The following is a 21,666-nucleotide window of genomic DNA, read 5'->3' on the forward strand; positions in this document are numbered from 1 at the left end:
ATCAGCGCTTGTACTTTTGCTTGAAGCGCTCGACACGACCTGCGGTGTCGATGATCTTCTGCTTGCCGGTCCAGAACGGGTGGCACTCAGCACACACTTCAACGTGGTAGGTCGGCTTGCCCATGGTGGAACGGGTGGTGAACTTGCTGCCGCAGGAGCAGGTAACCTGCACGTCGGCGTAATTCGGATGGCCTTCGGTCTTCATATCGGGTTCCTTGTTGCGCGGATGGCGGATGTGACCACCCAGAAAATAAGACTCGGGATTATGGCAGGAGACTCGCTTCGCTGCAAGCGAAGCGCTTTCCTCAGCGCCGCATTGCGTCGAAAAACTCCGAATTGCCCTTGGTTTGGCGGATCTTGTCCAGCAGGAAGTCCATCGCGTCCAGATCGTCCATGCCGTAGAGCAGCTTGCGCAGGACCCAGATTTTTTGCAGCTGGGCCGGCTCGATGAGCAGCTCTTCGCGGCGGGTGCCGGAGCGATTGACGTTGATCGCCGGGTAGATGCGCTTCTCTGCCATGCGGCGGTCAAGGTGCACTTCCATGTTGCCGGTGCCCTTGAATTCTTCGTAGATCACTTCGTCCATGCGGCTGCCGGTGTCGATCAGTGCCGTCGCAATGATGGTCAGCGAGCCACCTTCTTCGACGTTACGTGCGGCGCCAAAGAAGCGCTTGGGCTTTTGCAGGGCGTTGGCGTCCACACCGCCGGTCAGCACCTTGCCGGAGGCTGGCACCACGGTGTTGTAGGCGCGAGCGAGGCGGGTCAGAGAATCCAGCAGGATGATCACGTCGCGCTTGTGTTCGACCAGGCGCTTGGCCTTCTCGATCACCATTTCGGCGACCTGCACGTGGCGCGTGGCCGGCTCGTCGAAGGTGGAGGCGATGACTTCGCCCTTCACCGAACGCTGCATTTCGGTCACTTCTTCCGGACGCTCATCGATCAGCAGCACGATCAGCGTGGCTTCCGGATGGTTGGCAGTGATTGCGTGAGCGATGTTTTGCAGCATCACGGTCTTGCCGGACTTAGGCGGGGCCACCAGCAGGCCGCGCTGGCCACGCCCGATCGGGGCAACCATGTCGATCACGCGTGAAGTGATGTTTTCTTCGCCACGCATCTCGCGCTCGAGCTTGAACACCTTGTTCGGGTGCAGCGGCGTGAGGTTTTCGAACAGGATCTTGTGCTTGGCGTTTTCAGGCGGCTCGCCGTTGATCTTGTCGAGCTTCACCAGCGCGAAGTAGCGTTCGCCATCCTTGGGGGTACGGATCTCGCCTTCGATGGTGTCGCCCGTATGCAGGTTGAAGCGGCGGATCTGCGAGGGCGAAACGTAGATGTCGTCGGTGCCGGCGAGATAGGAGATGTCCGGCGAGCGCAGGAAGCCGAAGCCGTCGGGCAGGATTTCCAGAGCACCATCACCGAAGATGGTTTCGCCCTTCTTGGCGTGGTTCTTCAGCAGGGCAAAGACGAGTTCCTGCTTGCGCAGACGGTTGGCAGCCTCGATGTTGTTGGCGTGTGCCATTTCGAGGAGCTGGCTGACGTGAAGAGCCTTGAGCTCGGACAGATGCATGGACTGACCCTGAACGATAGATGCAGAGATGGATTGGGGCCTTGTGGCAACCCGGCTGGAACAGCAAAGAAGGGGAGTTTTATCTTGCCAGCCCCGGTCGGGGTGGCTGGCCGCTTTACGGCGCGCTGCGGGCGGTAACCCGGAATGAACAGCGCACGGCGGCTGTAACTGGCCGGAACTTTAGACGCTAGGTTCCGGCCTGTCAAACACGAACGCTCAGAGATTGGCGTCGAGGAAGGCGGTCAGTTGCGATTTGGACAGGGCGCCCACCTTGGTGGCTTCCACATTACCGCCCTTGAACAGCATCAGGGTCGGGATGCCACGGATGCCGAACTGGGCCGGCACGGCGGAGTTTTCATCCACGTTCATCTTGGCGACCACGATCTTGCCGGCGTAGTCCTTGGCCACTTCTTCGAGGATCGGGGCGATCATCTTGCAGGGGCCGCACCATTCGGCCCAGTAGTCGACCAGCACGGGCAGTTGGGATTGCAGCACATCCTTCTCGAAGCTGCTGTCGGAGATGTAGACGATTTGGTCGCTCATGATTCCTCGCAAAGAAAAACGGCCGCAGTTCTCTGTCGGCCTTACAAGTACTGAATCTTATCCAGATTGCCCTGGGCTGGGAAGATTGACAGCCCTATGGTGTCGATAGTTCAGCCGTGCGCGCTGGATACCTTGGCGAGCCAGTCGCCTTCCGGAGCGCGGTGCAGGCGCATGGCTGCAATCAGGGCTTCAGGCGACTCGGCCACATGCAGTTGATCGAGCTGCGTCTGCTTGACGAAACCGGCGCTGACCATGTGACGCATGAAGGCCAGCAGCGGATCGAAAAAGCCCTTTACATTGAGCAGCCCTACCGGTTTGTGGTGGATGTGCAGCTGTGCCCAGGTGAGGATCTCGAAGAGTTCATCCATGGTGCCGTAGCCGCCGGGCAGCGCCACGAAACCCTGCGCGCGTTCAGCCATCGCGGCCTTGCGGGTGTGCATCGAATCGACCACCACCATCTCGGTGGCGAAGGGGTGAGCCAGCTCGCGTTCGGCCATGAATTCCGGGATTACTCCGTAGCTCTTGCCACGATGGGCGTGCACCGCATCCGCCACCACCCCCATCAGGCCGACATGGCCGCCGCCCCACACCAGTTCGATGCGGTGCTCCGCGAGGCTCTGGCCAAAAGCGCGGGCAGCATCGGCATAGGCGTGGTCGTGACCACTGGAGGCACCGCAGAAAACGCAGAGGGATAGCATGGGGCGAGGGACTTTCAGATGCGAGATGGCGCGAGCTTAGTGGGCGAGGCGGCGGTGAGCAAGACTTCAGGTTCTGGCTGAGCCCGGATCCAGGCCAGCGAACCAGCAGCGCTGTGCTGGATCTGGCTGTCCTCATAGCGATGTTCCGCACCCACCGGGCAAGCCTGGCGGGCAAGGCAGCCCAGCGCGCAAGGGGATTGATCAGCCAGGCGGTGTTGATGGCAGGCTGCCATGTCGAAGCGCCCGCCCTCCAGCGCCTTGCCTGGGCAAGCGCTGATACAGGGCTTGTCTGTACAGGCTGGGCAGGGATGACCAAGGTCTTCGATGGCGGATGCGGGCAGGTTTGTGTCGGTGAGGATGGCCGCGCGATAGGCGAACCAGCTGCCCCACTTGGCATCCACACCAAGCATGAAGGGCGCGGGGTGATGCCAGCCAGCGAACTGACCGAGGCGTTGCAGGCCTATACGCTGATGGCTGGGTGTATTCGGGAACACGAAACGCGCCTGTGTTTCCGGCAGGTTCCGTCGCAGCCAATGCTCCACCGTGCGCAGGCTGTACTCGTCGATAGGATGAGCGCTGCTCAGCCCCTCAGCCTGCACGCATTCCCACAGACGCCGTCCGGCGTGGCCGAAAAGGATCAGCTGGCGTTCGTGTGCGGCGGGCGCCAGCGGCGCGAGCAGATCTGCCGGGAGTGCCGCGAGGTTGAAGACGTGCTGGCGATTCAGGCCGCGCTCGTCGAGAAAGCCAGCATCAGGAAGTCCAGACATGAGCTCAGCGCTGGACGGGTTCGAGAAAGATACGCACGGCCAGCGTGCGACTGATCTCGAACACCAGCGCCATCTCCAGTGCCGGATTGTCGCGCTGGCCCAGTACCGTCGAGAGCTCGCAATCGCGCGTGTGCTGATAGCCGGAGGGCTCGGTCAGCACCAGCATCAGCTGATCCGGCAAGCGGGCTGGATTGGATGGGCGGCCATAGATCTGAGACACACCTCGCGGCAGTGGTGCGATCTGGCCGAAAGAGGCCCCTGGCGCATTGCTGGTGCGCACGTTCTGCAGCGTAACGCTGGCGAAATCCCGCTCACTGAGATTGCGTACGATGATGTCACGCGGCTCTTCGCGGTTCATGCCGGCCGGCCCAGCACAGGCGCCGAGAAAGAGCGCCAGCAGCGCAGCGAGGCAAGACAGATATGGGCGAAAGCGCATGGCGGCGGCCGGTTGGCGGGAGACAGGCCGAGCGTAGCTGATTCCGCGTTACAAGGAGAAGCCGGAATGCTCTATTGCGTGCGTCTGTGGCGGCACAAATGCCGAGGGGCCGGCGTTTGCCGGCCCCTCGGGCGTGTTGCGGAGCATGCCAGATCAGTGACTCAGCAGCACAACCTGATAGACCGTCGGCAGCAGAGCCACCGATGCGAAGGCGATGGCGCCCAGATATTTGCCGGAAGATTCGATTGCGCTTTGAACTTGCTTGGACATGATGACTACCTCTCGCTGTTAGGGCACCGGATGCGGTGCTTGATGGCTGAAGTATCTACCGGGTAAACCCGAGTATCCAACTCAAGTTTTAAATCTTTGCATCCAGAAAAGTTATCAAAATCAATGATTTAATTGTTCTATCGAGTGATAGGAGGTGTTGATGCGACGCAGCATTGGAATGCGCCAGCGTCTGTCTCCAATGCTCAGGCTGCTTCGTGTTCTGCGGTGTCACTCGTGTTCTCGAGGGTCCGCAAGGCCGTATCCAGATTGCCGCGGGCGCGGCTCTCCAGCTCAGCAAAGGCCGCTGTGCGGTAGAGGTGTGGGCGCGCGAGAAAGCTACGCAGCAGTTGCGCCCGAGCCGTGCGGAAGGCCGGCTCGGCAACCCAGGCGTACTCGGCCCGCACCTGTGCTTCGTACTCGGCAAAACGATGCGGGTTGGCGCCGAGGATGGCCAGATCGATGTCCAGCAGCAGTGCTGTGTCTCCTTCTGCCTCCTGCGTGGCGTGGCGGGTGGCGAGGATCATGTCGGCCACCTGCTCGATGAAGCGCTCCTCGAAGCCCGCAGCGCCGAGGGCCTGACGCGCCCAGTCGGCGCTGCGGGCCTCGTTGTCCTGAGCGGGTGGATCGTAGATGGCGTCGTGGAAGAACAGGGCCAGGCCGATCGCGGCCGGGCTCTTTGCCAGGTGGGCATGTGCCTCGAGCAGGCTAAGGCATTCAGCCAGATGTTGCAGGTTGTGGTAGTGGCGATGTGGCTCCGTCCAGGCTAGCAGCAGTTCGGCCAGCAAGCCCGGGGCGGGCTGCCGCGCACCGGCGGCGATCCAGAATCGATCCCATGACACGAGTAGCGTATCCATTGCGAAGCTCCGGTGGACGAACAGGCATGGCGTCATTCTGCCGCAGGGTGGGCGAAAGCTGTGCGCAGGAAAGCGTAGGCTTGCAGGGGCTATTGTGGGTCAGAGCCCCGCCAGTGCCGGCTCAGACGGTCAGCAACTCCGGCCGCTGCAGGCGCATGGCTTCCAGCACCTTGAAGGCGGCATAGGCATCGTTAGCCGCGTAGAGCAATTGCGGGGCCGAGAGTTCGGGGAGTGACCAGTTCGAAGTCGTCAGTTTCTTCGACTTGTGAAAGCGCTGGCCGAGCATCAGCCCGACAGCTGCGCGTACGCCCATGTCGCCGCTGTAGCCATCCTTGCGGAACAGATGATCGAGATCCAACACTCCAGCGAGCTGGGCCCCCAGCTTGTGGCGGATCTGGCTGCAGTCCGACTTGAGGCCGAACCCCGCCTTGAGCAGATGTGCCGATTGCAGCAGATCGACCAATGCAGCGCAGCCTGCGGCGTGGCGCGTCTGGAAGATGAAGGCCTTGTCGGCGAGTGCAAATTGCACGATATGCGGGCCATCACTCACCTGGCCGACATGAAAGGTGGGGCGAGCTTCCGTATCGAACCCCGCGCTGCCTGCCGCCATGATTTCGGCGGCGGCGGCAGAGAACGCATCGGGCGTGTTGGGTACCTGGATTTGCGCTAGCGTCAGCGCCGGGAAGGGCGGTAGCAAAGCGGTGTCGTCTTTCGACGGGCCTTTCTTCTTCATCGGAGGCTTTCGTGCGGGGGAGCGGGGCAGTGTACAGGGCTGAGGCGCCGGATTCCGGCGAAACCGTCATCCGAGCTACTTGCTCATGGCCCACCGGGCGGGGATTCCAAAACAACAAATGCTTAAATTTAGGACTTGGCCCCAGCCTTTACGTTGGAGTTCGCATAAGGTCGCTCGTCGCCGTGCGTGGACGTGATCATCGAATGTAGGGTGCGCATTGCGCACCGTCCTGGGAATGTATCCTTGACGGAGGGGTTAGACCTCGGCCCGACAGCAATTGAGATCATTGCCCGCGTGCCATCAACTGCGATCGCCAGTAGTCGTCGGCCTCATCGCAGGCGGAAAACATACCGAGAATGGTCTTTTTCCACCATGCTGCGGCCTCAGTAAAGATCTTGAGATCGGTTTCAGAGAGATGCAGGCACGCCTCGGACTTGGGATGCATAAGGCGATTTCGAATATCAACAGCCTTCCGTAGTGCTTCCCAACCGTGATGACTAGTATCGGGCTCATAGGTCGCACCGTGGTTCTTTAGGTAGCTGCGGATTGAGAAAAGAAGACTGGGCAGGAAGGTCTGGAAGTCCTCTTTTGGTTCTGGATGGCCCTTCCCATTCAGGAAGTAGCGTTCCTCCCGAAGCAACGCGATCTCGATTGGGGTCACTAGATCCGTTCCCTCAAGAGACGTCAAGGTGACTTGACGAAGCTGGTATGAGAGGCCTTCGATCATCGCGAAGTGAGTTCGCACAAGGGTGCGGTGCGCAAACGCCGAGGAGTTCTGTCGACCATAGGCAAGAGCCTCGTCTAGATCTGAGGCGAGTACAGCCCATACGCGCTTGAGTTGCTCGACGGTTTCTTGGCGGTTCATAGAGGTCTAACGTTTGACGCGAGGGGCCGCCGTAGCGGCAAAGCCGCGAAGGGAACCTGCAAGCGCAGCTTGCAGGCGGTCCCTCTCGACGGAATTGTTAGGCGACGGCCGCATGTGTGATGGGTGTTATGAGTAGATAACTCTTGATGCGATCTGAGGATACTGATCGCTCATATCATCAAGACACTGCTTCATCATTTCGGCTTCACCGGGCTGAGACGCACAAAACAATGCCCAACCTTTTAACTCTAATACTTCCGGCATTTCAACTAGGCCGGTGATTGCATCCCAAAATGCATTCCAGTTGTACCCGTACCAACCTGGAAAGCCAAGCGACACCGACAGCGAACTGTGGAGAGCATTTGAATCACGGACATCTGACAAATCAACAGTGACATGGGCGGCACGGGACATTTGAACGACGCCTAACGTTTGACGTGAGGGGCCGCCGCAGCGGCGAAGCCGCGAAGGGAACCTGCAAGCGCAGCTTGCAGGCGGTCCCTCTCGACGGAATTGTTAGGCGACGGGGTTTTCATACAAGCCAACGATTTCGTCGATTGTGACTTCGCCAACTTTGCGCGAACCCTCCATGAAGTAACCCTTGGTGCCAACCGTCGCTCTTGCCTTGTGGATCGAGGCACGCATTTCTGGAACCAGTATCCACATAGAAGTCTTTCCTTCCAATGGCACTGCCTGATCTTGGGGCAAAGCATTCCCTTCCTCATCCAAAAACTGCGGGTGAATCATGTAAATGCCATCTTTGGATGGATCATCACCTTCATACATGAAATCACAGCGCAGATGCTGAAACGTGATTTTTCGCCCACCTTCGGAAGGCGAGTACAAGCGATATCTGACAACGAAATCCGGGTTGTACTTTCTGATTTCTTCGTAGGTTCGCATGGTGGGTGATTCGACTTCGCCTAACGTTTGACGTGAGGGGCGGCCGGAGCCGCAGGCGAAGGGAATTTGAAGCGCAGCTTCAAACCGTCCCTCTCGACGGAATTGTTAGCGAACATCACGGACGGCCAATGCTTTCATTCTTTGTTTGTGGATAAACGTGTTTTTCCTCGAAGAAACATCAACGCTCTCAGATGCGATTTTAAATAATAACGTAACCAATGCGACAACCGCAGTTGCTGGTTTTATATATCTAGCCAATCTCGACTCATCGCCGGAGCTTATATACGTGACGACGAACACAGAAACAAGAAGTGCCGATACTGAAAACACACGCCGAAACAAGCAAGCAACAAAGAAGCGATCATCTCGATATGCTCGAGACACCGTAGCTGCAATAAGCTTTCTTCTGGCCGTGATTGCACAATTTACTAACGGTAGCTTTCTGATCGCAATCTTTGCGGCTGAAATCTTGTGCTTAGTGACCATGCTTATTTTGATGCTCGCTAACGTTGTTTAGATCTTGTTTCGACTAATAAAAACAAGGCCCCTTTCGGAGCCTCGTTTCAATTCCACAAACTTCCAATCACCCACAAGTCCCCACCGCCCCGCAAGCCGTGCAGAAATCACACCCATCCTTCCTGATCATGGTGTGGTTGCCGCATTCGGGGCAGGCTGCACCCTGCATGACTTTGGGCTCTTCCTTCTCACGTGGGGTTTCGAGGATGCCCATTTCGCGCATCGGGTAGCCGTTCTCGTCCAGCACGCCGAGCATGGCGTAGCGGTGGATGACGAGGCGGGCCAGGTAGGCGACGGTGCTGGGCCAGTTTTGCTGGCGGCGGGTGCCGGGCACGAAGGCCATGAAGTCACCCAGGGGTTCCGGGTAGTTCAGGAGCTTACGCAGCTTCATGCCGATCCAGGCCGGGTCGACCACGCGCATGTCGAGCGAGAGCAGGCGGGCCAGACCATCCAGGGCGCGCGGGTAGTTGCCCGAGAGCCACATGGAGTAGGGGCGGGTCTGGGGCTGACCTCCGGGGCCGTCCGGCAGGGTGATTTCTTTCAGGCCCAGCACGAAGTCTTCATTGGTCGCCGGGTTCTGGATGTCTACCGTCCAGGAAAGGGTGCCATCGGCGCCGGTCTTGGGTTCGGCCACCGAGAATACGGCGTCGCGTACCGGGGTTTCGCCTTCGCCTTCAAAGGCTCCGAGGGCTTCGCAGCGGTGACGGATGATCTGGGCGAAGGCCGAGACGACGCCGGGCACGCGCTTGTGCTCGCCGTGCGGCGGGAAGGGCAGCTCGAAGGAGGCTTCACCGACGGTATGGGCCAGGGTGTCGAGCTTGAGCTTGAGCCAGGCGCGGTCATTGGCGCGCATGTCCATCGACAGGGTCTTGGCGACGGCGCCGAGGCCGCGCGGCTGGTCAGCACCATTCACCCACACTTCGAAGGGCTTGCTGTGGCCGGGGCGGCCGTTCTCTGCCTGGCCGACGAAGATTGCAAAACTGCCCGAGGGGCTGTTGAGCATGTAGGTCCAGGAGAGGTTGCCGTCGGGCATCTCCGGGCGACCCGGCCAGCGCAGGCTGGAGAGCACGGGCGCGGGCAGGTTGGGGATGGTGAGGCGGCGGTTGGCATCACTCATCTGCACGTCGTGCGGGGCCTTCTTGTCGTCGCCAGCGGCCGGGGTGCTCGGGCCAACGGAGAGGACGGAGCCGAGTACGCTGTTCGGGCGATAGGTGGCCAGCCCTTTGAGACCGGACTTCCAGGCGCTCATGTAGAGGTCTTCGAAATCGGCGTAGGGATAGTCTTCCGGCACGTTCACGGTCTTGGAGATGGCGGTGTCGACATACGGGGCGACGGCAGCAACCATGTCCTTGTGCGCGGCGGCGGAGAGTTCCAGCGCGGTGACGAAGTATTCGGGCAGCTGGGCGGTGTTGCCGCCGAGGTGCTTGTAGAGGCGCCACGCGTAGTCTTCGACCGCGTATTCCTTGTGGGTGCCATCCACCATGCGTTTTTTGCGGGTGTAGGTCCAGGAGAAGGGCGGCTCGATGCCGTTCGAGGCGTTATCCGCAAAGGCCAGCGAAATCGTGCCGGTGGGGGCAATCGAGAGTAGGTGGGAGTTGCGGATGCCGTGCTTGCGCACTTGCTCTTTGACTTCGTTCGGCAGGCGCGAGGCGAAGTTGCCGCCCGACAGATACATGTCGGCGTTGAACAGCGGGAAGGCGCCGCGCTCCTTGGCCAGTTCGACCGAGGCGAGGTAGGCGGAGTCGCGCATGGCCTTGCTGATCTGGGTGGCCATGTCGCGGGCGGCCTGGGTGTCGTAACGCAGGCCGAGCATGATCAGGGCGTCGCCCAGACCGGTGAAGCCGAGGCCGACGCGGCGCTTGTTGGCGGCTTCCTGCGCTTGCAGGTCGAGCGGCCAGTGTGTCACGTCGAGCACGTTATCCAGCATGCGGATCGAGGTGGCAACGCACTTGCCGAAGGCGACTTCATCGAACTTTGCCTTCTTGGTGAAGGGGCTCTTGATGAAGCGGGTGAGGTTGATCGAGCCCAGGCAGCAGCAGCCATACGGCGGCAGAGGCTGCTCGGCGCAGGGGTTGGTGGCTTCGATGGTTTCGCAGTAGTTAAGGTTGTTGTCCTTGTTCATGCGATCCAGGAACAGGATGCCCGGCTCGGCGTGATCGTAGGTGGAGCGCATGACTTGCTCCCACAGATCGCGGGCCGGCACCTTGCGGTACACCCACAGGCCGTCGTCGCGCTGGTAGGCGCCAGCGGCCTTGATGTCACTGGCCGGCTCGGCCTTGTGCACCAGTTCGATGTCGCCATTGGTTTCAACGGCGCTCATGAACGCGTCGCTCACGCCGATGGAGATGTTGAAGTTGGAGAGGTCACCGGAATCCTTGGCATGGATGAAGGCTTCGATATCCGGGTGGTCGCATCTCAATACGCCCATCTGCGCGCCACGGCGGGCTCCGGCGGACTCTACGGTTTCGCAGGAGCGGTCGAACACGCGCATGTAGCTGACCGGGCCGGAAGCGCGGCTCTGGGTGCCATGCACCGCAGCGCCCACCGGGCGGATCGAGGAGAAGTCGTAACCCACACCACCGCCACGACGCATGGTTTCGGCGGCGTGCGAGAGCGCCGTGTAGATGCCGGGGCGGCCGTCGACTTCTTCGGTGATGGAGTCGCCCACCGGTTGCACGAAGCAGTTGATCAGGGTGGCGGCCAGCGAGGTGCCGGCGGCGGAGTTGATGCGCCCACCCGGGATGAAGCCGGCGACCTGGGCTTCGAAGAAGCGCTCTTCCCACTTGGCGCGCTTGTCTTCAGTTTCGACGGCCGCGAGGGCGCGAGCGACGCGACGGCGCACATCGGTGACCGAGGTTTCGTCACCCTTCGCATATTTCTCGAGCAGGATCTCACCCGAGATTTCTTGCTCTGCGAGGGTGGAAACGGCTTCGTCGCGGATCTGTGCATCCATCGTGGTGACTCCCATAAGTGATTTTTTGTGGCGTGCGGCGCCTGAGAAGCCTCGTTTGGTACGAGGGGCTGGCGGCAGCGTTGGAACAGGCGAACGGTACTACATCTAGTTTTGGATTTGCAGTCTTGCACTAGATGTAGGGTTGTGCCTTGAAGGGCAGGTGCGTCGGAAACGGCCTTTTGGCAAGGCTTTTCAGCGCATGAAAAAAGCTGATGGCGGGAAAACCCGTAGCGGATTCCGCTGTGGGCGAGAAACCTTTTCTGAAGCGCGGGTTTTCAGGCCAGCCCGAGGGACTGCATCACCGATTCGAGCTGGGCATCGCAGTTTTCGGCAAAAACGGGCAGCAGTGCGAGGTCGACGCCAGACAGCTCCGGAGTGTCCGGGTCCAGCAGCGGGCAGGCGGCGCTGATGGTCTCGCCACGTTCGCTGGCTTCGGCCATCGAGATGGCCAGGTTCAGGCGTGCGGCTTCGGAGGAAAATTCGCCGGCCAGTGCAGGCTGGAGCTGCGAGCCGATGACGGTGCCGATGCTGGCCGGCAGCATCCAGGAGGCGCAGAGGGCCGCGCCGACCTCACTGAAGTCGCAGCCGATGATTTCGCGCTCCTTTTGGGCTAGTTCGCGCAGGTCCAGGCTGGACATCTCGAGCACGATGCCCATCAGGTCCGCTACCGCGTGGTACATCACGAGGTGGCCCATGTCCGAGAGCAAGCCGATGATGAAACTGCGTTCGGAGTCTCGGTTCTCAAGGCTGCGCGCGAACTGACGGCAGAGCAATGCACGGCGGATGCTGCCGCGCCAGAAGCGTTGCATGTCCATGCGCTGCGGGCGGATGCCGTGAAAGGCGGCAGCCAGGGTGCCAGCCAGCACGATATCGCCTACTTGTTCCATGCCGATCAGGCTGATGGCGCGAGAGAGCGTTTCGATGCGTCGCGGGAAGCCGTAGAAAGCACTGTTGGCGATGTGCAGCAGGGTGCCGGAGAGGGCGGGGTCGTTGGCTATCAGCTCGGCCAGTTCGCCGATGCTCAGCTCGGGGCGCGCCAGCGCCTGGCGGATCTTGTAGTACAGGTCAGGCAGACTGGCCAGGTGGTCCTGGCTGGCAACGAGTTCCTGAGCTAGATGCATGGCACTCCCCTGCGGATGAATCGGCGCATTATCCCCGCAAGGGATGGGGTTGTCAGGCCTGAGTTTCCGGGCCGAGGGTGTGTTCGATGATGTTGATGCGGTCTTTGACCAGCAATTTACGTTTTTTGAGGCGCCGCACCATGACCTCGTCTTCCGATTCGCCGTTGCACAGGCGGGAGATTGCTTCATCCAGCTCGCGGTGTTCGGCGCGCAGGGTGTCGAGACGATGACTGAGGCTCATCGCAGCCTGGAACATGTCGCTCATCGGTGTGCTCCTGAAATTTTTCTTATTGTGATGCTTTCCTGTCCACGATAGCGTTTGAACAGGGGAACCTAAAGCCATCGACACAACTCGTAACCATCGGGGACTTGAGAAATCCCTTCGCGGACCGATATCAAAATCAGGCCCTGGTGAAATCGTTCTCCTGCCTTGCCGCCAACCCGACGTAACAGGAGGTTCATCATGAATATCGTATTGAACAATCCGGTGTTGTACGTGGTGGACTACCCCTCGGTCGGGGCGATTGAAGTGATCGACAAACGCAAGGCCCGCGGGGTTTTACTCGAGGGTGATGCAGCCCAGCGTTTCAAGCGCGAGCTGAAGGATGCGATGGAGCAGAACGAGGAGGGCGAGGAGCTTGATTTCGATCCCTATCTTGATGGCTTCGACGCCTTGCTGACCCAGCCGGCGATCTATCAGTAGCGCCTGCGCGACGGAAGTTTTCCGCTCCGGCACGGCTGTGGCATCCTTGGCCGCATGAACAAGGCTTTCGTCAAGGAAGGCAGCGAGGACGACGATGACGAACTCGCTGCTGAACCCTCTTTGCCTGCGGGCAGCAAGTACTACATCACTCGGCGCGGCTTCAACCGCCTGAAGGCCGAGCTCGACCAGCTGGTGCGCGTGGAGCGGCCGGAGGTGGTGTCCATCGTGTCGTGGGCGGCGTCCAATGGTGATCGCTCCGAGAACGGTGACTACATTTATGGAAAGCGCCGTCTGCGCGAGATCGACCGACGCATCCGTTTCCTGATCAAGCGGCTGGAGTCGGCAACGGTGGTCGACCCGGATGCGCAGGAGAATCTGGAGCAGGTCTTTTTCGGGGCGACGGTGACGGTTTGCGATCAGGAGGGCGAGGAGTTCGTCTATCAGATCGTGGGTGTGGATGAGGCCAATGCCAGCGAGGGGCTGGTGAGCTGGATCTCGCCCCTGGCCAAGGCGCTGATGAAAGCCCGCGAGGGTGACACGGTGCGTTTTGCCAGTCCGGGTGGGCTGCGTGAGCTGGATGTGCTCGAAATCCGTTATCTGAAGCAGGACTGATTCAAGTTGACGTCTTCGCCGGTCGTGAAAGCGGGAAGACAAGGAGTCTTCCGTGGCTGATAGCGCTTGTTCCTCTGATCGCCCTGATCCAGTGATGCAGGCGCGCGCACGCGAGTCCTTGTTGCGCCTGCATCTGGACTACAGTCGCCGGGCCCTGGCTGTTTCCGGACTGGCCAGCCTGCTGGTTCTGGTGGTGTTTCATGGCGCCATGCGTCCGGCCTGGGCGCTGTATGCCTGGGCCTTGTTACTCAACGCGGTGAGTGGCGGGCGACTCTATCTTGCCCATCGCTGGCGTAACGACCCACAGGGACTTCTGCGCGGGCCGCAGTGGGAGCGCCGTTTTGCGCTGATGGCGGGGGCCTCCGGCCTGATCTGGGGGGCGCTGTGTCACCTGCTTTATCCCGAGGCCGAGAGTGGTTTGCGTGCAGTCGCCCCACTCTGCCTGATGGGCGTTGCGGCGGGGGCTGTGATGTCCTTGTCGACCAACATGCCGGCCTTCTATGCTTTTTTTCTGGGCATGCTCGGGCCGGGCAGCATTTTTCTGCTCCTGCAGGAGAGCGGGGCCGAGCGCTGGACTGGCTTCATCATGCTGGTGTTCACTCTGACTTCCTTCGTCAATGGCCGCCATGCGGCGGGCAGTCTCAGCCGGGCCGATGCCTTGCGACTGGAGCTGGCGGCGGCGGTGGAGTCTGCTGAAGCGGCCTGCGCGCGAGCGGAGCAGGCGAGTCAGGCGAAAAGCATGTTCCTCGCCAACATGTCGCACGAATTGCGCACGCCGATGCACGCGATCCTGAGCTTCTCCCAGCTCGGCATGGAGCGGGCGGGAGAGCGCAAGATCGTCGATTACTTCGAGCGGGTGCACCAGAGCGGCAGTCGTCTGCTGGGGCTGATCAACGGGCTGCTGGATCTTTCCAAGCTGGAAGCAGGGCACATGGGCATGAGCTTCCAGCCCCAGAGCCTGCGCCCCTTGGTGGATGCCGCCCTGGTGGAGCTGGCGCCTCTGCTGCAGGCGGCCTCGCTGGAGGTGGAGGTGCAGGAAGAGCCCTGCCTGCCTGCTGCTGCGCTGGATGCCTTGCGTATCGGCCAGGTGCTGCGCAATCTGCTTTCCAATGCGATCAAGTTCTCGCCGCCGGGTGGAAGCATTAATGTGCATCTCGGTCTGGTTGCGGCCACACGCCAGGAACTGCCCTGGTTACGCTTGGCGATCGTGGATCACGGCCCGGGCATTCCTGAAGATGAGCTGGAAAGCGTCTTCGATGAATTCGTGCAGAGTAGCCAGACGCGTACCGGTGCGGGGGGGACCGGCCTGGGCCTGGCGATCTGCCGGCATATCGTGCTAGCCCATGGCGGGCGCATCCAGGCGCGCAATGCGGCCCTCGGCGGTGCCGAGCTGATCGTCGACCTGCCGGCGCAGCCCTGATCCGCCCGCCGCGCTTTTCGCTGCGCAGGGCTGCGGGCACAATGCGGCTCCCTGTGTTGCGAGTGTTCCCGTGGACGGAGTCGTGCTGAGCTATCTGAGTGGATATCCCGAGTCGCTGCGCGGCCAGGTAGCGCTCGCCATCGAGCAGGGGCGGCTGGGCGAGGCCTTGCGGCAGCGCTACCCGCAGGCGCATGAGATTCGTTCCGATGCGGCCTTGTACGACTATGTACAGAGCCTCAAGGCGGGCAGCCTGCGCAATGCCGCGCCGCTCAGCAAGGTGGCCTTCGATGCACGCTTGCAGACCTTGCGCAATGCGCTCGGCACGCACACCACGATTTCGCGTGTGCAGGGAGGGAAACTCAAGGCCAAGCGCGAGATCCGCGTGGCCAGCGTGTTCCGTGAGGTGCCTGAGGCTTTCCTGCGCATGATCGTAGTGCATGAGCTGGCGCACCTGAAGGAGCGCGATCATGACAAGGCTTTCTACCAACTGTGCTGCCACATGGAGCGGGACTATCACCAGCTCGAGTTTGATGTGCGGGCCTGGTTGTGCTGGCGCGAGTCCGGTGGCGCGGTGCTGTGGGCCTGAGAAGCCGTCACGATCTGTAGCGAAAGGCCAGCACGGGAACCGGAGTTTATGTTGATAACTGAGGGCTCCGAGCAGCGCATAAGCCCTGATCACGGCCTCGCCATCAGATCATGAACAGCGCTGAATGACGGGACGCGCGGCTTTTTTCCAAGGTTTCTTACATCTGCTGGAAGATGAAGGAGGTAAAGAACACCTCCTTGATGCCACTCTTTTCGTCCGTTTCGAGATCGGTATTGAGTTCCTCGACCAGGGATTCTGCCAGTTCCTGACGCCCTTCCTGGGTGCGTAGCGCGTCTGGCGACATGCCGGCCACCACGATCAGCACCCTGTGTTGCAGCATGGGCTTGAAGTCGTCGATCAGCTTGGCGCTTTCAGGCTTGGCCGGCACCATGACCAGCTGGAGCTGGAGGATCACGCCACCGCGTCCGGTCTTGCCCACATTCACGATGAAATTCATCGGCGCGGGGCCGCTGGCGCCTTCGCCCCCTCCTCCGCTGGCCCGTGCCGGTGGCAGGCTCAGGGCAATAAGGGAGGCGAACAGCAAGCTGCTGCGGGCAAGCAGGGAAACGGGGGAAAACATCCGGGCCTCCGGTTGGGGGAGAAGTGGCGGGTCCGGAAGTTTCTACGGCAGCCTTGCGGCTTCCTGAAGTGGAAATTGCTGCGCCGCAGGATTCAGTCGAGATATTTCAGGGCGGTGTATTTGACGCTTTGCCTGTCGCTGAGCGGAACGCCGACTCCCATCCCCATGCCGTAGAAGCCGCCGCCGTAGTAGCCCGAGCCTCCGCCGACCATGATGCTGGAGGAGGGGGCGGCGCGCGTCGGGATCGGCACTTCGATCAGCGCATTGGCGCCGATCTCGCGGGCCTTGGCGAGCACGGCAGAGTCGATGCTGCGGTGGTTGTCGTCAGCCAGGAGGCCGCGCGGATCGTCGATGTAGCCGAGGATGGCGTATTTGCGCGGCGGCTCACCGTTGAACCAGACATCAATACCTTCCACCGTGAAGCGGCTGCCGCCCTTGCCTTCATGAAGGTTCTCGCGTGCTTCATGTGGATAGAACTGGGTGGTGGCACAGCCGCCGAGCAGGCTCAGCAGGGCAAGGCAGACAAGCAGGTAGCGGATGGGCAGCATGAGGGGCTCCGTGAATCTCTTCTGATTAAACACCACGCTTGAAGCTGTCGCACTGGCGGATGTCGCCGGCGTCGAAACCGGTGCGGAACCATTTCTGGCGCTGGGCTGAACTGCCGTGGGTGAAGCTGTCCGGCGTGGCGTAACCGCGCGCGTTCTTCTGCAAGGTGTCGTCGCCGATGGCGCTGGCGGCGCTCAGCACGCGTTCGATATCGCCCGCTTCCAGCACCTTGCGCTGCTGGTTGGCGTGATGCACCCACACGCCGGCGAGGCAGTCAGCCTGCAGTTCGAGGCGCACCGAGAGGGCATTGCCTTCTTTTTCGGTGGCGTTCTGACGTGCGCGCTGCACTTTTTCCGAGATGCCCAGCAGGTTCTGTACGTGATGACCGACTTCGTGGGCGATCACATAGGCCTGGGCTGCATTGCCCGGCGCCTTGAAGCGGCGCTCGAGCTCATCGAAGAAGTCGAGATCGAGATAGACGCGCTGGTCGGCCGGGCAGTAGAAGGGGCCCATGGCCGCCTGACCCTGGCCACAGGCGGTTTGCGTGGCGTCGCGGAACAACACCAGGCGCGGCTCGGCGTATTCGCGTCCGGCCTGGCGGAAAACCGCCTGCCAGGTGACTTCGGTGTCGCGCAGGACTTGGGCTACGAAGCGCTTCTGGGCTTCTTCAGCCGGGCTGGCCTGCACCGGGCCGGCCTCTACTCGTGCCGGCTGGCGGCCTTCGAGCAGGCTAAGGCCGTTGAGCACCACGCTCGGGTCGATGCCGAGGAAGTAGGAGGCGGCCAGTGCGATCACGATGCCGCCGATGCCCAGGCCACCCCGCCCACCCGGAATCATCCGGCTGCCACGGCGATCCTCGATGTTGTTGCTCTCGTCACCATCCATGCGCATTTGGGATTCTCCTCAGGGCCACTGACGGGTATTGGAACGCGTTTCACTGGTGTGCCACAAGCCCATGAAGTCCGGGCTGCGCACCGGGCAGGCGGAGGCGATGAAGCGCGAGGTGCTGCCTGTGCTGATGGCGGTGTCGCTGCCCTCAAGAATCACGCCGGCCAGATCAAGGCGGGCGCGTTCGGCATGGATCGCGGTGGGGGCATTGATCTCGCTGGCGGTGGCGACGAGTTCGGAGTTGATGAGGGTGATGCCTGTCTCTTCGCCACGGATGCGGGTGTTGAGCATCTGGACGATCGAATCGCGGATGATAAGGCGTTCGGCGACGAGATCCTGCAGCAGCAGGCCGGCACAGTTTTCGATGCGCACTTCGCGGAACTGGCCGCTGAGGAGCCCGCCGTTCTCGCCCTGGCACAGGTAGTCACGGCTGCTGGCCGGTGCTGCCGGGGGCGCGCTGAAGCCTTGCGGCGCTTCGCTCAGGGCGTGGTCCAGACGGTTCATGAACGCATTGAAGCTGGCCGCCTCCATTGGCGTGTGGCCGACGCCGGGCAGGCTCAGCAACTGGGCCTGGGGCAGGCGCCGGGCGAGCATCTGGCCGGTGCGCAGTGGGGCGACCGGGTCCGCCTCGCCCCAGATTAGCCAGGTGGGCAGCGGCATGCTGGTGGCTGCGTTGCTGAAATCTTCCTCGACCAGCGCCATGCCGGCATTGGCGTTCGACTGGCCGCTGAAGGCGCCGCCCCACAGGCTCTCCGAGCTGTTGAGCAGGCGGCCCGGGTCCGGCAGACCAAAGACGCGCTCAATGGTGCTGTCGGAGAAATCACGTACGCGTTCGAGCAGGCCGCGCAGAGTGCCGCTGGTTTGCCCGGAGCCGAGGCGACCAGTGATCGAGTGTTTGGTGAAGGCGGTGCGGTGCAGGATGCCGGCGGCGTCGACAAGAATCAGTCGGGAGAGCAGCTCGGGTCGGGTGGCGGCCAGGCGCAGCGCCACTGCGCCACCCATGGAGTGACCGATGACGATGGCGGGGCCCTTGGCGTGGCGTGTCAGCAGTGCGCTCAGCACGCGGGCGTAGTGGGTCGGCGAGTATTTCCCGGTGGGGGCGTCGGAGTAGCCGAAGCCGGGCAGATCCAGCGCCAGCACATGATACTGGCGGGCCAGTTCCGGAATGACGCTGGCCCAGTCGGTGAAGCCGTTCTGGCCCAGGCCATGCACCAGTAGGATGGTCTGGCTGTGTTCCAGACCGGCTTCGATGACCAGAGTCTGGCTGTTCCAGACCGGTTCGCGCTCGCGGTAGAGTTGCCAGTCAGCAGGTACGTGCTGACGCAGGATGTTCAGGGTGAGCAGGCGTTCGCGACAGAGTTCGCAGCTCGGTGCCGAGGCCGTGGCGCTGGGCTGGGCCTGGGCAGTCAGGCCGGTGAGCAGAAGCAGGAAGAGCGCAAGACAGAAGGCTGGCAGACGCAGCATGCGACAAGAAAACCGGGCAGCGGGATGCCCGGATCATAACAGCCCGCGTGGCGCGATCAGCGCCCGCCGCTGCAGCCGCAACCGCCCGAGCCGCCGCAGGAGCCGGCGCCTTCGCTTTCACTGGCGTGCTGATGGGCCTGGATGTGGAAATCAATCACCACCGGGCCGCTGCGGTCCACATACTCGACGCGGATCTGGCCGCCGTAGCGTTGGCCCATCTGGGCGAGCAGCGGCAGGGGGTCGTGATCATTGATGAAGCGCATGACTTCGCCGTCTTCGAGGGATTCGATGGCACCGAAGATGGCCGAATGACGGAAGCGCTTGCTGATGCCGCGCGCGTCAAAGATGTGGGTGTCGAGATGGTTTTCGCTGCAGCAATCCATGCTGGCCTCCGTGGGGTGATGAAGGCCATGATTCTCAGCGGCGGGCTCCTGCCGCCGCCTTGATCCAGGATAGCTTGCGCAGCGCCCCCGGAACGCTCAGCCGCCGAACTCGAGCATCAGCAGAGTCTGCGCATTGTGGGTGGCGGCATTGGCGCGCGGGCTGCGGCGGCGGTAGTGGCCGTTGCCATCCATCTCCCAGGCCTGGCTGTTGTCAGCCAGGTAAGGTTTGAGGCCTTCGCGGATTACGCGGCGCTTGAGCTTGGCATCCAGGATGGGGAAGCAGGATTCGATGCGACGGAAGAAGTTGCGATCCATCCAGTCGGCGCTCGACAGATAGACCTGCTCCTCGCCGTCGGCATGGAAGTAGAAGACCCGGGTGTGTTCGAGGAAGCGACCGACTACCGAGCGTACCTTGATGTTCTCGGAGAGCCCCGCAACGCCCGGGCGCAGGGCGCAGGCGCCGCGCACGATGAGATCGATCTCGACACCGGACTGGGAGGCCATGTACAGGGCCTGAATGGTCTGCGGCTCCATCAGGGCGTTCATCTTGGCAATGATGCGGCCCTTGCGCCCTTGGCGTGCGGCTTCGGCTTCGGCGTCGATGGCGGCGATCACGTTGCGCTGCATCGAGAATGGCGATTGCCACAGGTGACGCAGCTCTTCGGCGTGGCCGAGACCGGTGAGCTGCTTGAAGATCTCATGCACATCGGCACAGATTTCTTCGTTGGCCGTCAGCAGGCCGAAGTCGGTATAGAAGCGGGCGGTGCGCGGATGGTAGTTGCCGGTGCCCAGGTGCACATAGCGGCGCAGGAACTGATGGCCGTTGCGGTCTTCCTCGCGGCGTACGATCAGCAGCATCTTGGCGTGGGTCTTGTAGCCGAACACGCCATACACCACGTGGGCGCCTGCGTCTTCAAGCTTGGCCGCCCAGTTGATGTTGGCCTCTTCGTCGAAGCGCGCCATCAGTTCGACCACCACGTTCACTTCCTTGCCCTTGCGCGCTGCACGCAGCAACTGCTCCATGAGCACGGAGTCAGTGCCGGTGCGGTAAACCGTCATGCGGATGGCGACGACGTTGGGGTCATCGGCCGCATCGCGGAGCAGTTCGATGACCGGTTCGAAGCTCTGGAAGGGGTGGTGCAACAGCACATCACGGGCCTGGATCTCGGCGAAGAGATCGGCGCGCTTGTCCAGGCTCTTCGGCAGCGAGGGCACGAAGGGCTTGAATTTCAAGTCCGGGCGATCGACCCAGTCCGGCACCTGCATCAGGCGCACCAGATTGACGATGCCGGGTACGCGGTAGACCTCGTCACGGGAGAGTCCGAACTGCTGCTGCAGGAATTCGACCATCTGCGGCGAGGCGTTGTCGGCTACCTCCATGCGCACCGCGTCGCCGTAGTTGCGCTGCTGCAATTCGCCCTGCAGGGTCTTGCGCAGATCCTTGACCTCTTCTTCATCAACGAACAGGTCGCTGTTGCGGGTGACGCGGAACTGGTAGCAGCCGAGTACGTTCATGCCCGGGAACAGCTCGCCGACGAAGGCGTGCAGCACCGAGGAGAGGAACACGAAGCCATGCTCGAGGCCGGTGAGCTCGCGTGGCAGCCGAATCACTCGCGGCAGGGCACGCGGGGCCTGCACGATGGCGATGTTTGAGCTGCGCCCGAAGGCGTCACGCCCTTCGAGCTCCACCACGAAATTAAGGCTCTTGTTCAGGAGGCGCGGGAAGGGATGGGCTGGGTCCAGCCCCACCGGCGTGAGGATGGGCATGACCTGGTTTTCAAAGTATGCGCGTACCCAGGCGCTCTGTTCGGCAGTCCACAGCGAGCGGCGCAGGAATACGATGCTTTCTTTGGCGAGGCCGGGCAGGATCTCTTCGTTGAGCAGGGCGTACTGCTCGGCGATGATCTCGTGCACTTCCTGGCTGATCTGGCGATAGTGGTTCTTGGGCGAGAGGCCGGCGTAGTTGGCACTGCCCTGCTTGATCTGCTCCTTGATGCCGGCCACGCGGATTTCGAAGAACTCGTCCATGTTGCTCGACACGATGCACAGGTATTTCAGGCGCTCAAGCAGGGGCACGTTGTCGTCGGCAGCCTGGGCCAGCACCCGGCGCTGGAAGGCCAGGATGGAAAGCTCGCGATTGAGCAGGTTCTCTGGTGCGGGCGTGGGGTAGGTCAGCGAATGGGGCATGGCAGGCATGAGAGTGGGATCGGCGCGCAACAGGATCGGCGCGTGAGTGTGTGACATTCTAGTTACAGCATGATGA

Annotated in this window: 25 protein-coding genes; 5 read left to right on the plus strand and 20 right to left on the minus strand. The window is 61.7% G+C overall.

All coding sequences use genetic code 11. The annotated features are described in order from the left end of the window. Position 1: 1 nt before the first annotated feature. The 11 genes from rpmE to Q3Y64_RS14415 form a co-directional block, all read right to left on the minus strand. A complete protein-coding gene (gene rpmE, locus Q3Y64_RS14365; protein WP_101944457.1) occupies positions 2–205 on the minus strand; it encodes a 50S ribosomal protein L31 in 204 nt (67 codons plus the stop codon). A 100-nt stretch (positions 206–305) separates the two neighbouring features. Continuing rightward, positions 306–1,562, minus strand: coding sequence for a transcription termination factor Rho (gene rho / locus Q3Y64_RS14370; protein WP_101944458.1), 1,257 nt, complete (start codon positions 1,560–1,562; stop codon positions 306–308). A gap of 216 nt (positions 1,563–1,778) precedes the next feature. Beyond that, entirely contained in the window at positions 1,779–2,105 is a 327-nt protein-coding gene (trxA, locus tag Q3Y64_RS14375) for a thioredoxin TrxA (protein ID WP_101944459.1), read from the minus strand. Positions 2,106–2,215: 110 nt separating this feature from the next. After that, positions 2,216–2,803: a TIGR00730 family Rossman fold protein gene (locus tag Q3Y64_RS14380; RefSeq protein ID WP_303562855.1), complete on the minus strand. Its 588-nt coding sequence runs from the start codon at positions 2,801–2,803 to the stop codon at positions 2,216–2,218. 14 nt (positions 2,804–2,817) lie between these two features. Next, complete coding sequence (locus Q3Y64_RS14385) at positions 2,818–3,570, minus strand: hypothetical protein (protein ID WP_303562857.1); 753 nt, start codon at positions 3,568–3,570, stop codon at positions 2,818–2,820. A 4-nt stretch (positions 3,571–3,574) separates the two neighbouring features. Then, positions 3,575–4,006 (minus strand): hypothetical protein, encoded by a 432-nt coding sequence (locus tag Q3Y64_RS14390; protein WP_303562859.1) that lies wholly within the window; start codon positions 4,004–4,006, stop codon positions 3,575–3,577. Between the two features lie 473 nt (positions 4,007–4,479). Further along, the gene (locus Q3Y64_RS14395; RefSeq protein ID WP_303562861.1) at positions 4,480–5,130 is read right to left on the minus strand and encodes an N-methyl-D-aspartate receptor NMDAR2C subunit; all 651 of its coding nucleotides are present in this window, start codon (positions 5,128–5,130) and stop codon (positions 4,480–4,482) included. Between the two features lie 121 nt (positions 5,131–5,251). After that, entirely contained in the window at positions 5,252–5,863 is a 612-nt protein-coding gene (locus tag Q3Y64_RS14400) for a 3'-5' exonuclease (protein WP_303562863.1), read from the minus strand. A 283-nt stretch (positions 5,864–6,146) separates the two neighbouring features. After that, complete coding sequence (locus Q3Y64_RS14405; protein ID WP_101944465.1) at positions 6,147–6,728, minus strand: hypothetical protein; 582 nt, start codon at positions 6,726–6,728, stop codon at positions 6,147–6,149. Between the two features lie 126 nt (positions 6,729–6,854). Further along, positions 6,855–7,142, minus strand: coding sequence for a barstar family protein (locus tag Q3Y64_RS14410; protein ID WP_101944466.1), 288 nt, complete (start codon positions 7,140–7,142; stop codon positions 6,855–6,857). Positions 7,143–7,244: 102 nt separating this feature from the next. After that, a complete protein-coding gene (locus Q3Y64_RS14415) occupies positions 7,245–7,631 on the minus strand; it encodes a hypothetical protein (protein ID WP_303562868.1) in 387 nt (128 codons plus the stop codon). A gap of 157 nt (positions 7,632–7,788) precedes the next feature. Here Q3Y64_RS14415 and Q3Y64_RS14420 point away from each other — a divergent pair, with 157 nt between their 5' ends. Next, positions 7,789–8,148: a hypothetical protein gene (locus tag Q3Y64_RS14420; protein ID WP_303562870.1), complete on the plus strand. Its 360-nt coding sequence runs from the start codon at positions 7,789–7,791 to the stop codon at positions 8,146–8,148. A gap of 66 nt (positions 8,149–8,214) precedes the next feature. On the opposite strand, the gene Q3Y64_RS14425 is transcribed toward Q3Y64_RS14420, so the two are convergent. From Q3Y64_RS14425 to Q3Y64_RS14435, 3 genes are all read right to left on the minus strand, one after another. Next, on the minus strand, positions 8,215–11,100 hold the full coding sequence (locus Q3Y64_RS14425; RefSeq protein ID WP_303562872.1) for an adenosylcobalamin-dependent ribonucleoside-diphosphate reductase: 2,886 nt from the start codon (positions 11,098–11,100) through the stop codon (positions 8,215–8,217). 275 nt (positions 11,101–11,375) lie between these two features. After that, a complete protein-coding gene (locus Q3Y64_RS14430) occupies positions 11,376–12,221 on the minus strand; it encodes an HDOD domain-containing protein (protein ID WP_101944192.1) in 846 nt (281 codons plus the stop codon). Between the two features lie 52 nt (positions 12,222–12,273). After that, complete coding sequence (locus Q3Y64_RS14435; RefSeq protein WP_101944191.1) at positions 12,274–12,486, minus strand: YdcH family protein; 213 nt, start codon at positions 12,484–12,486, stop codon at positions 12,274–12,276. A 198-nt stretch (positions 12,487–12,684) separates the two neighbouring features. Between Q3Y64_RS14435 and Q3Y64_RS14440 the strand changes: the two genes are divergently transcribed. The 4 genes from Q3Y64_RS14440 to Q3Y64_RS14455 all read left to right on the plus strand — a co-directional run bounded on the left by Q3Y64_RS14440 (position 12,685) and on the right by Q3Y64_RS14455 (position 15,542). Then, the gene (locus tag Q3Y64_RS14440) at positions 12,685–12,924 is read left to right on the plus strand and encodes a DUF3567 family protein (protein WP_101944190.1); all 240 of its coding nucleotides are present in this window, start codon (positions 12,685–12,687) and stop codon (positions 12,922–12,924) included. 54 nt (positions 12,925–12,978) lie between these two features. Then, complete coding sequence (greB, locus tag Q3Y64_RS14445) at positions 12,979–13,536, plus strand: transcription elongation factor GreB (RefSeq protein ID WP_101944189.1); 558 nt, start codon at positions 12,979–12,981, stop codon at positions 13,534–13,536. A 52-nt stretch (positions 13,537–13,588) separates the two neighbouring features. Further along, positions 13,589–14,956 (plus strand): sensor histidine kinase KdpD, encoded by a 1,368-nt coding sequence (locus Q3Y64_RS14450; RefSeq protein WP_303562880.1) that lies wholly within the window; start codon positions 13,589–13,591, stop codon positions 14,954–14,956. Between the two features lie 70 nt (positions 14,957–15,026). After that, positions 15,027–15,542 carry a M48 family metallopeptidase gene (locus tag Q3Y64_RS14455; RefSeq protein ID WP_101944187.1) on the plus strand — a complete coding sequence of 172 codons (516 nt, stop codon included), beginning with the start codon at positions 15,027–15,029 and terminating at the stop codon, positions 15,540–15,542. 157 nt (positions 15,543–15,699) lie between these two features. Here Q3Y64_RS14455 and fliL read toward each other — a convergent pair whose 3' ends face one another. From fliL to ppk1, 6 genes are all read right to left on the minus strand, one after another. Then, complete coding sequence (gene fliL, locus Q3Y64_RS14460) at positions 15,700–16,122, minus strand: flagellar basal body-associated protein FliL (protein ID WP_101944186.1); 423 nt, start codon at positions 16,120–16,122, stop codon at positions 15,700–15,702. A 92-nt stretch (positions 16,123–16,214) separates the two neighbouring features. After that, a complete protein-coding gene (locus Q3Y64_RS14465) occupies positions 16,215–16,670 on the minus strand; it encodes a hypothetical protein (RefSeq protein WP_101944185.1) in 456 nt (151 codons plus the stop codon). A 25-nt stretch (positions 16,671–16,695) separates the two neighbouring features. Next, positions 16,696–17,559: a neutral zinc metallopeptidase gene (locus tag Q3Y64_RS14470; protein ID WP_101944184.1), complete on the minus strand. Its 864-nt coding sequence runs from the start codon at positions 17,557–17,559 to the stop codon at positions 16,696–16,698. A 12-nt stretch (positions 17,560–17,571) separates the two neighbouring features. Continuing rightward, positions 17,572–19,020, minus strand: coding sequence for an alpha/beta fold hydrolase (locus tag Q3Y64_RS14475; RefSeq protein WP_303562885.1), 1,449 nt, complete (start codon positions 19,018–19,020; stop codon positions 17,572–17,574). A 56-nt stretch (positions 19,021–19,076) separates the two neighbouring features. Next, positions 19,077–19,403, minus strand: coding sequence for a DUF2249 domain-containing protein (locus Q3Y64_RS14480; protein WP_101944182.1), 327 nt, complete (start codon positions 19,401–19,403; stop codon positions 19,077–19,079). A 96-nt stretch (positions 19,404–19,499) separates the two neighbouring features. Next, a complete protein-coding gene (ppk1, locus tag Q3Y64_RS14485; RefSeq protein ID WP_303562886.1) occupies positions 19,500–21,599 on the minus strand; it encodes a polyphosphate kinase 1 in 2,100 nt (699 codons plus the stop codon). Between the last annotated feature and the right edge of the window lie 67 nt (positions 21,600–21,666).

This window comes from Uliginosibacterium sp. 31-12, assembly GCF_030548425.1.
Lineage (GTDB): Bacteria > Pseudomonadota > Gammaproteobacteria > Burkholderiales > Rhodocyclaceae > Uliginosibacterium > Uliginosibacterium aquaticum.

Coding starts and splice junctions, on each gene's coding strand:
- Q3Y64_RS14415 (WP_303562868.1), bottom strand. CDS start 7,631: ATGCGAACCTACGAAGAAATCAGAAAGTACAACCCGGATTTCGTTGTC.
- fliL (WP_101944186.1), bottom strand. CDS start 16,122: ATGTTTTCCCCCGTTTCCCTGCTTGCCCGCAGCAGCTTGCTGTTCGCC.
- Q3Y64_RS14390 (WP_303562859.1), bottom strand. CDS start 4,006: ATGCGCTTTCGCCCATATCTGTCTTGCCTCGCTGCGCTGCTGGCGCTC.
- Q3Y64_RS14435 (WP_101944191.1), bottom strand. CDS start 12,486: ATGAGCGACATGTTCCAGGCTGCGATGAGCCTCAGTCATCGTCTCGAC.
- Q3Y64_RS14410 (WP_101944466.1), bottom strand. CDS start 7,142: ATGTCCCGTGCCGCCCATGTCACTGTTGATTTGTCAGATGTCCGTGAT.
- Q3Y64_RS14395 (WP_303562861.1), bottom strand. CDS start 5,130: ATGGATACGCTACTCGTGTCATGGGATCGATTCTGGATCGCCGCCGGT.
- trxA (WP_101944459.1), bottom strand. CDS start 2,105: ATGAGCGACCAAATCGTCTACATCTCCGACAGCAGCTTCGAGAAGGAT.
- ppk1 (WP_303562886.1), bottom strand. CDS start 21,599: ATGCCTGCCATGCCCCATTCGCTGACCTACCCCACGCCCGCACCAGAG.
- Q3Y64_RS14385 (WP_303562857.1), bottom strand. CDS start 3,570: ATGTCTGGACTTCCTGATGCTGGCTTTCTCGACGAGCGCGGCCTGAAT.
- Q3Y64_RS14480 (WP_101944182.1), bottom strand. CDS start 19,403: ATGGATTGCTGCAGCGAAAACCATCTCGACACCCACATCTTTGACGCG.
- Q3Y64_RS14405 (WP_101944465.1), bottom strand. CDS start 6,728: ATGAACCGCCAAGAAACCGTCGAGCAACTCAAGCGCGTATGGGCTGTA.
- Q3Y64_RS14465 (WP_101944185.1), bottom strand. CDS start 16,670: ATGCTGCCCATCCGCTACCTGCTTGTCTGCCTTGCCCTGCTGAGCCTG.
- greB (WP_101944189.1), top strand. CDS start 12,979: ATGAACAAGGCTTTCGTCAAGGAAGGCAGCGAGGACGACGATGACGAA.
- Q3Y64_RS14425 (WP_303562872.1), bottom strand. CDS start 11,100: ATGGATGCACAGATCCGCGACGAAGCCGTTTCCACCCTCGCAGAGCAA.
- Q3Y64_RS14470 (WP_101944184.1), bottom strand. CDS start 17,559: ATGCGCATGGATGGTGACGAGAGCAACAACATCGAGGATCGCCGTGGC.
- rpmE (WP_101944457.1), bottom strand. CDS start 205: ATGAAGACCGAAGGCCATCCGAATTACGCCGACGTGCAGGTTACCTGC.
- rho (WP_101944458.1), bottom strand. CDS start 1,562: ATGCATCTGTCCGAGCTCAAGGCTCTTCACGTCAGCCAGCTCCTCGAA.
- Q3Y64_RS14430 (WP_101944192.1), bottom strand. CDS start 12,221: ATGCATCTAGCTCAGGAACTCGTTGCCAGCCAGGACCACCTGGCCAGT.
- Q3Y64_RS14475 (WP_303562885.1), bottom strand. CDS start 19,020: ATGCTGCGTCTGCCAGCCTTCTGTCTTGCGCTCTTCCTGCTTCTGCTC.
- Q3Y64_RS14400 (WP_303562863.1), bottom strand. CDS start 5,863: ATGAAGAAGAAAGGCCCGTCGAAAGACGACACCGCTTTGCTACCGCCC.
- Q3Y64_RS14380 (WP_303562855.1), bottom strand. CDS start 2,803: ATGCTATCCCTCTGCGTTTTCTGCGGTGCCTCCAGTGGTCACGACCAC.
- Q3Y64_RS14440 (WP_101944190.1), top strand. CDS start 12,685: ATGAATATCGTATTGAACAATCCGGTGTTGTACGTGGTGGACTACCCC.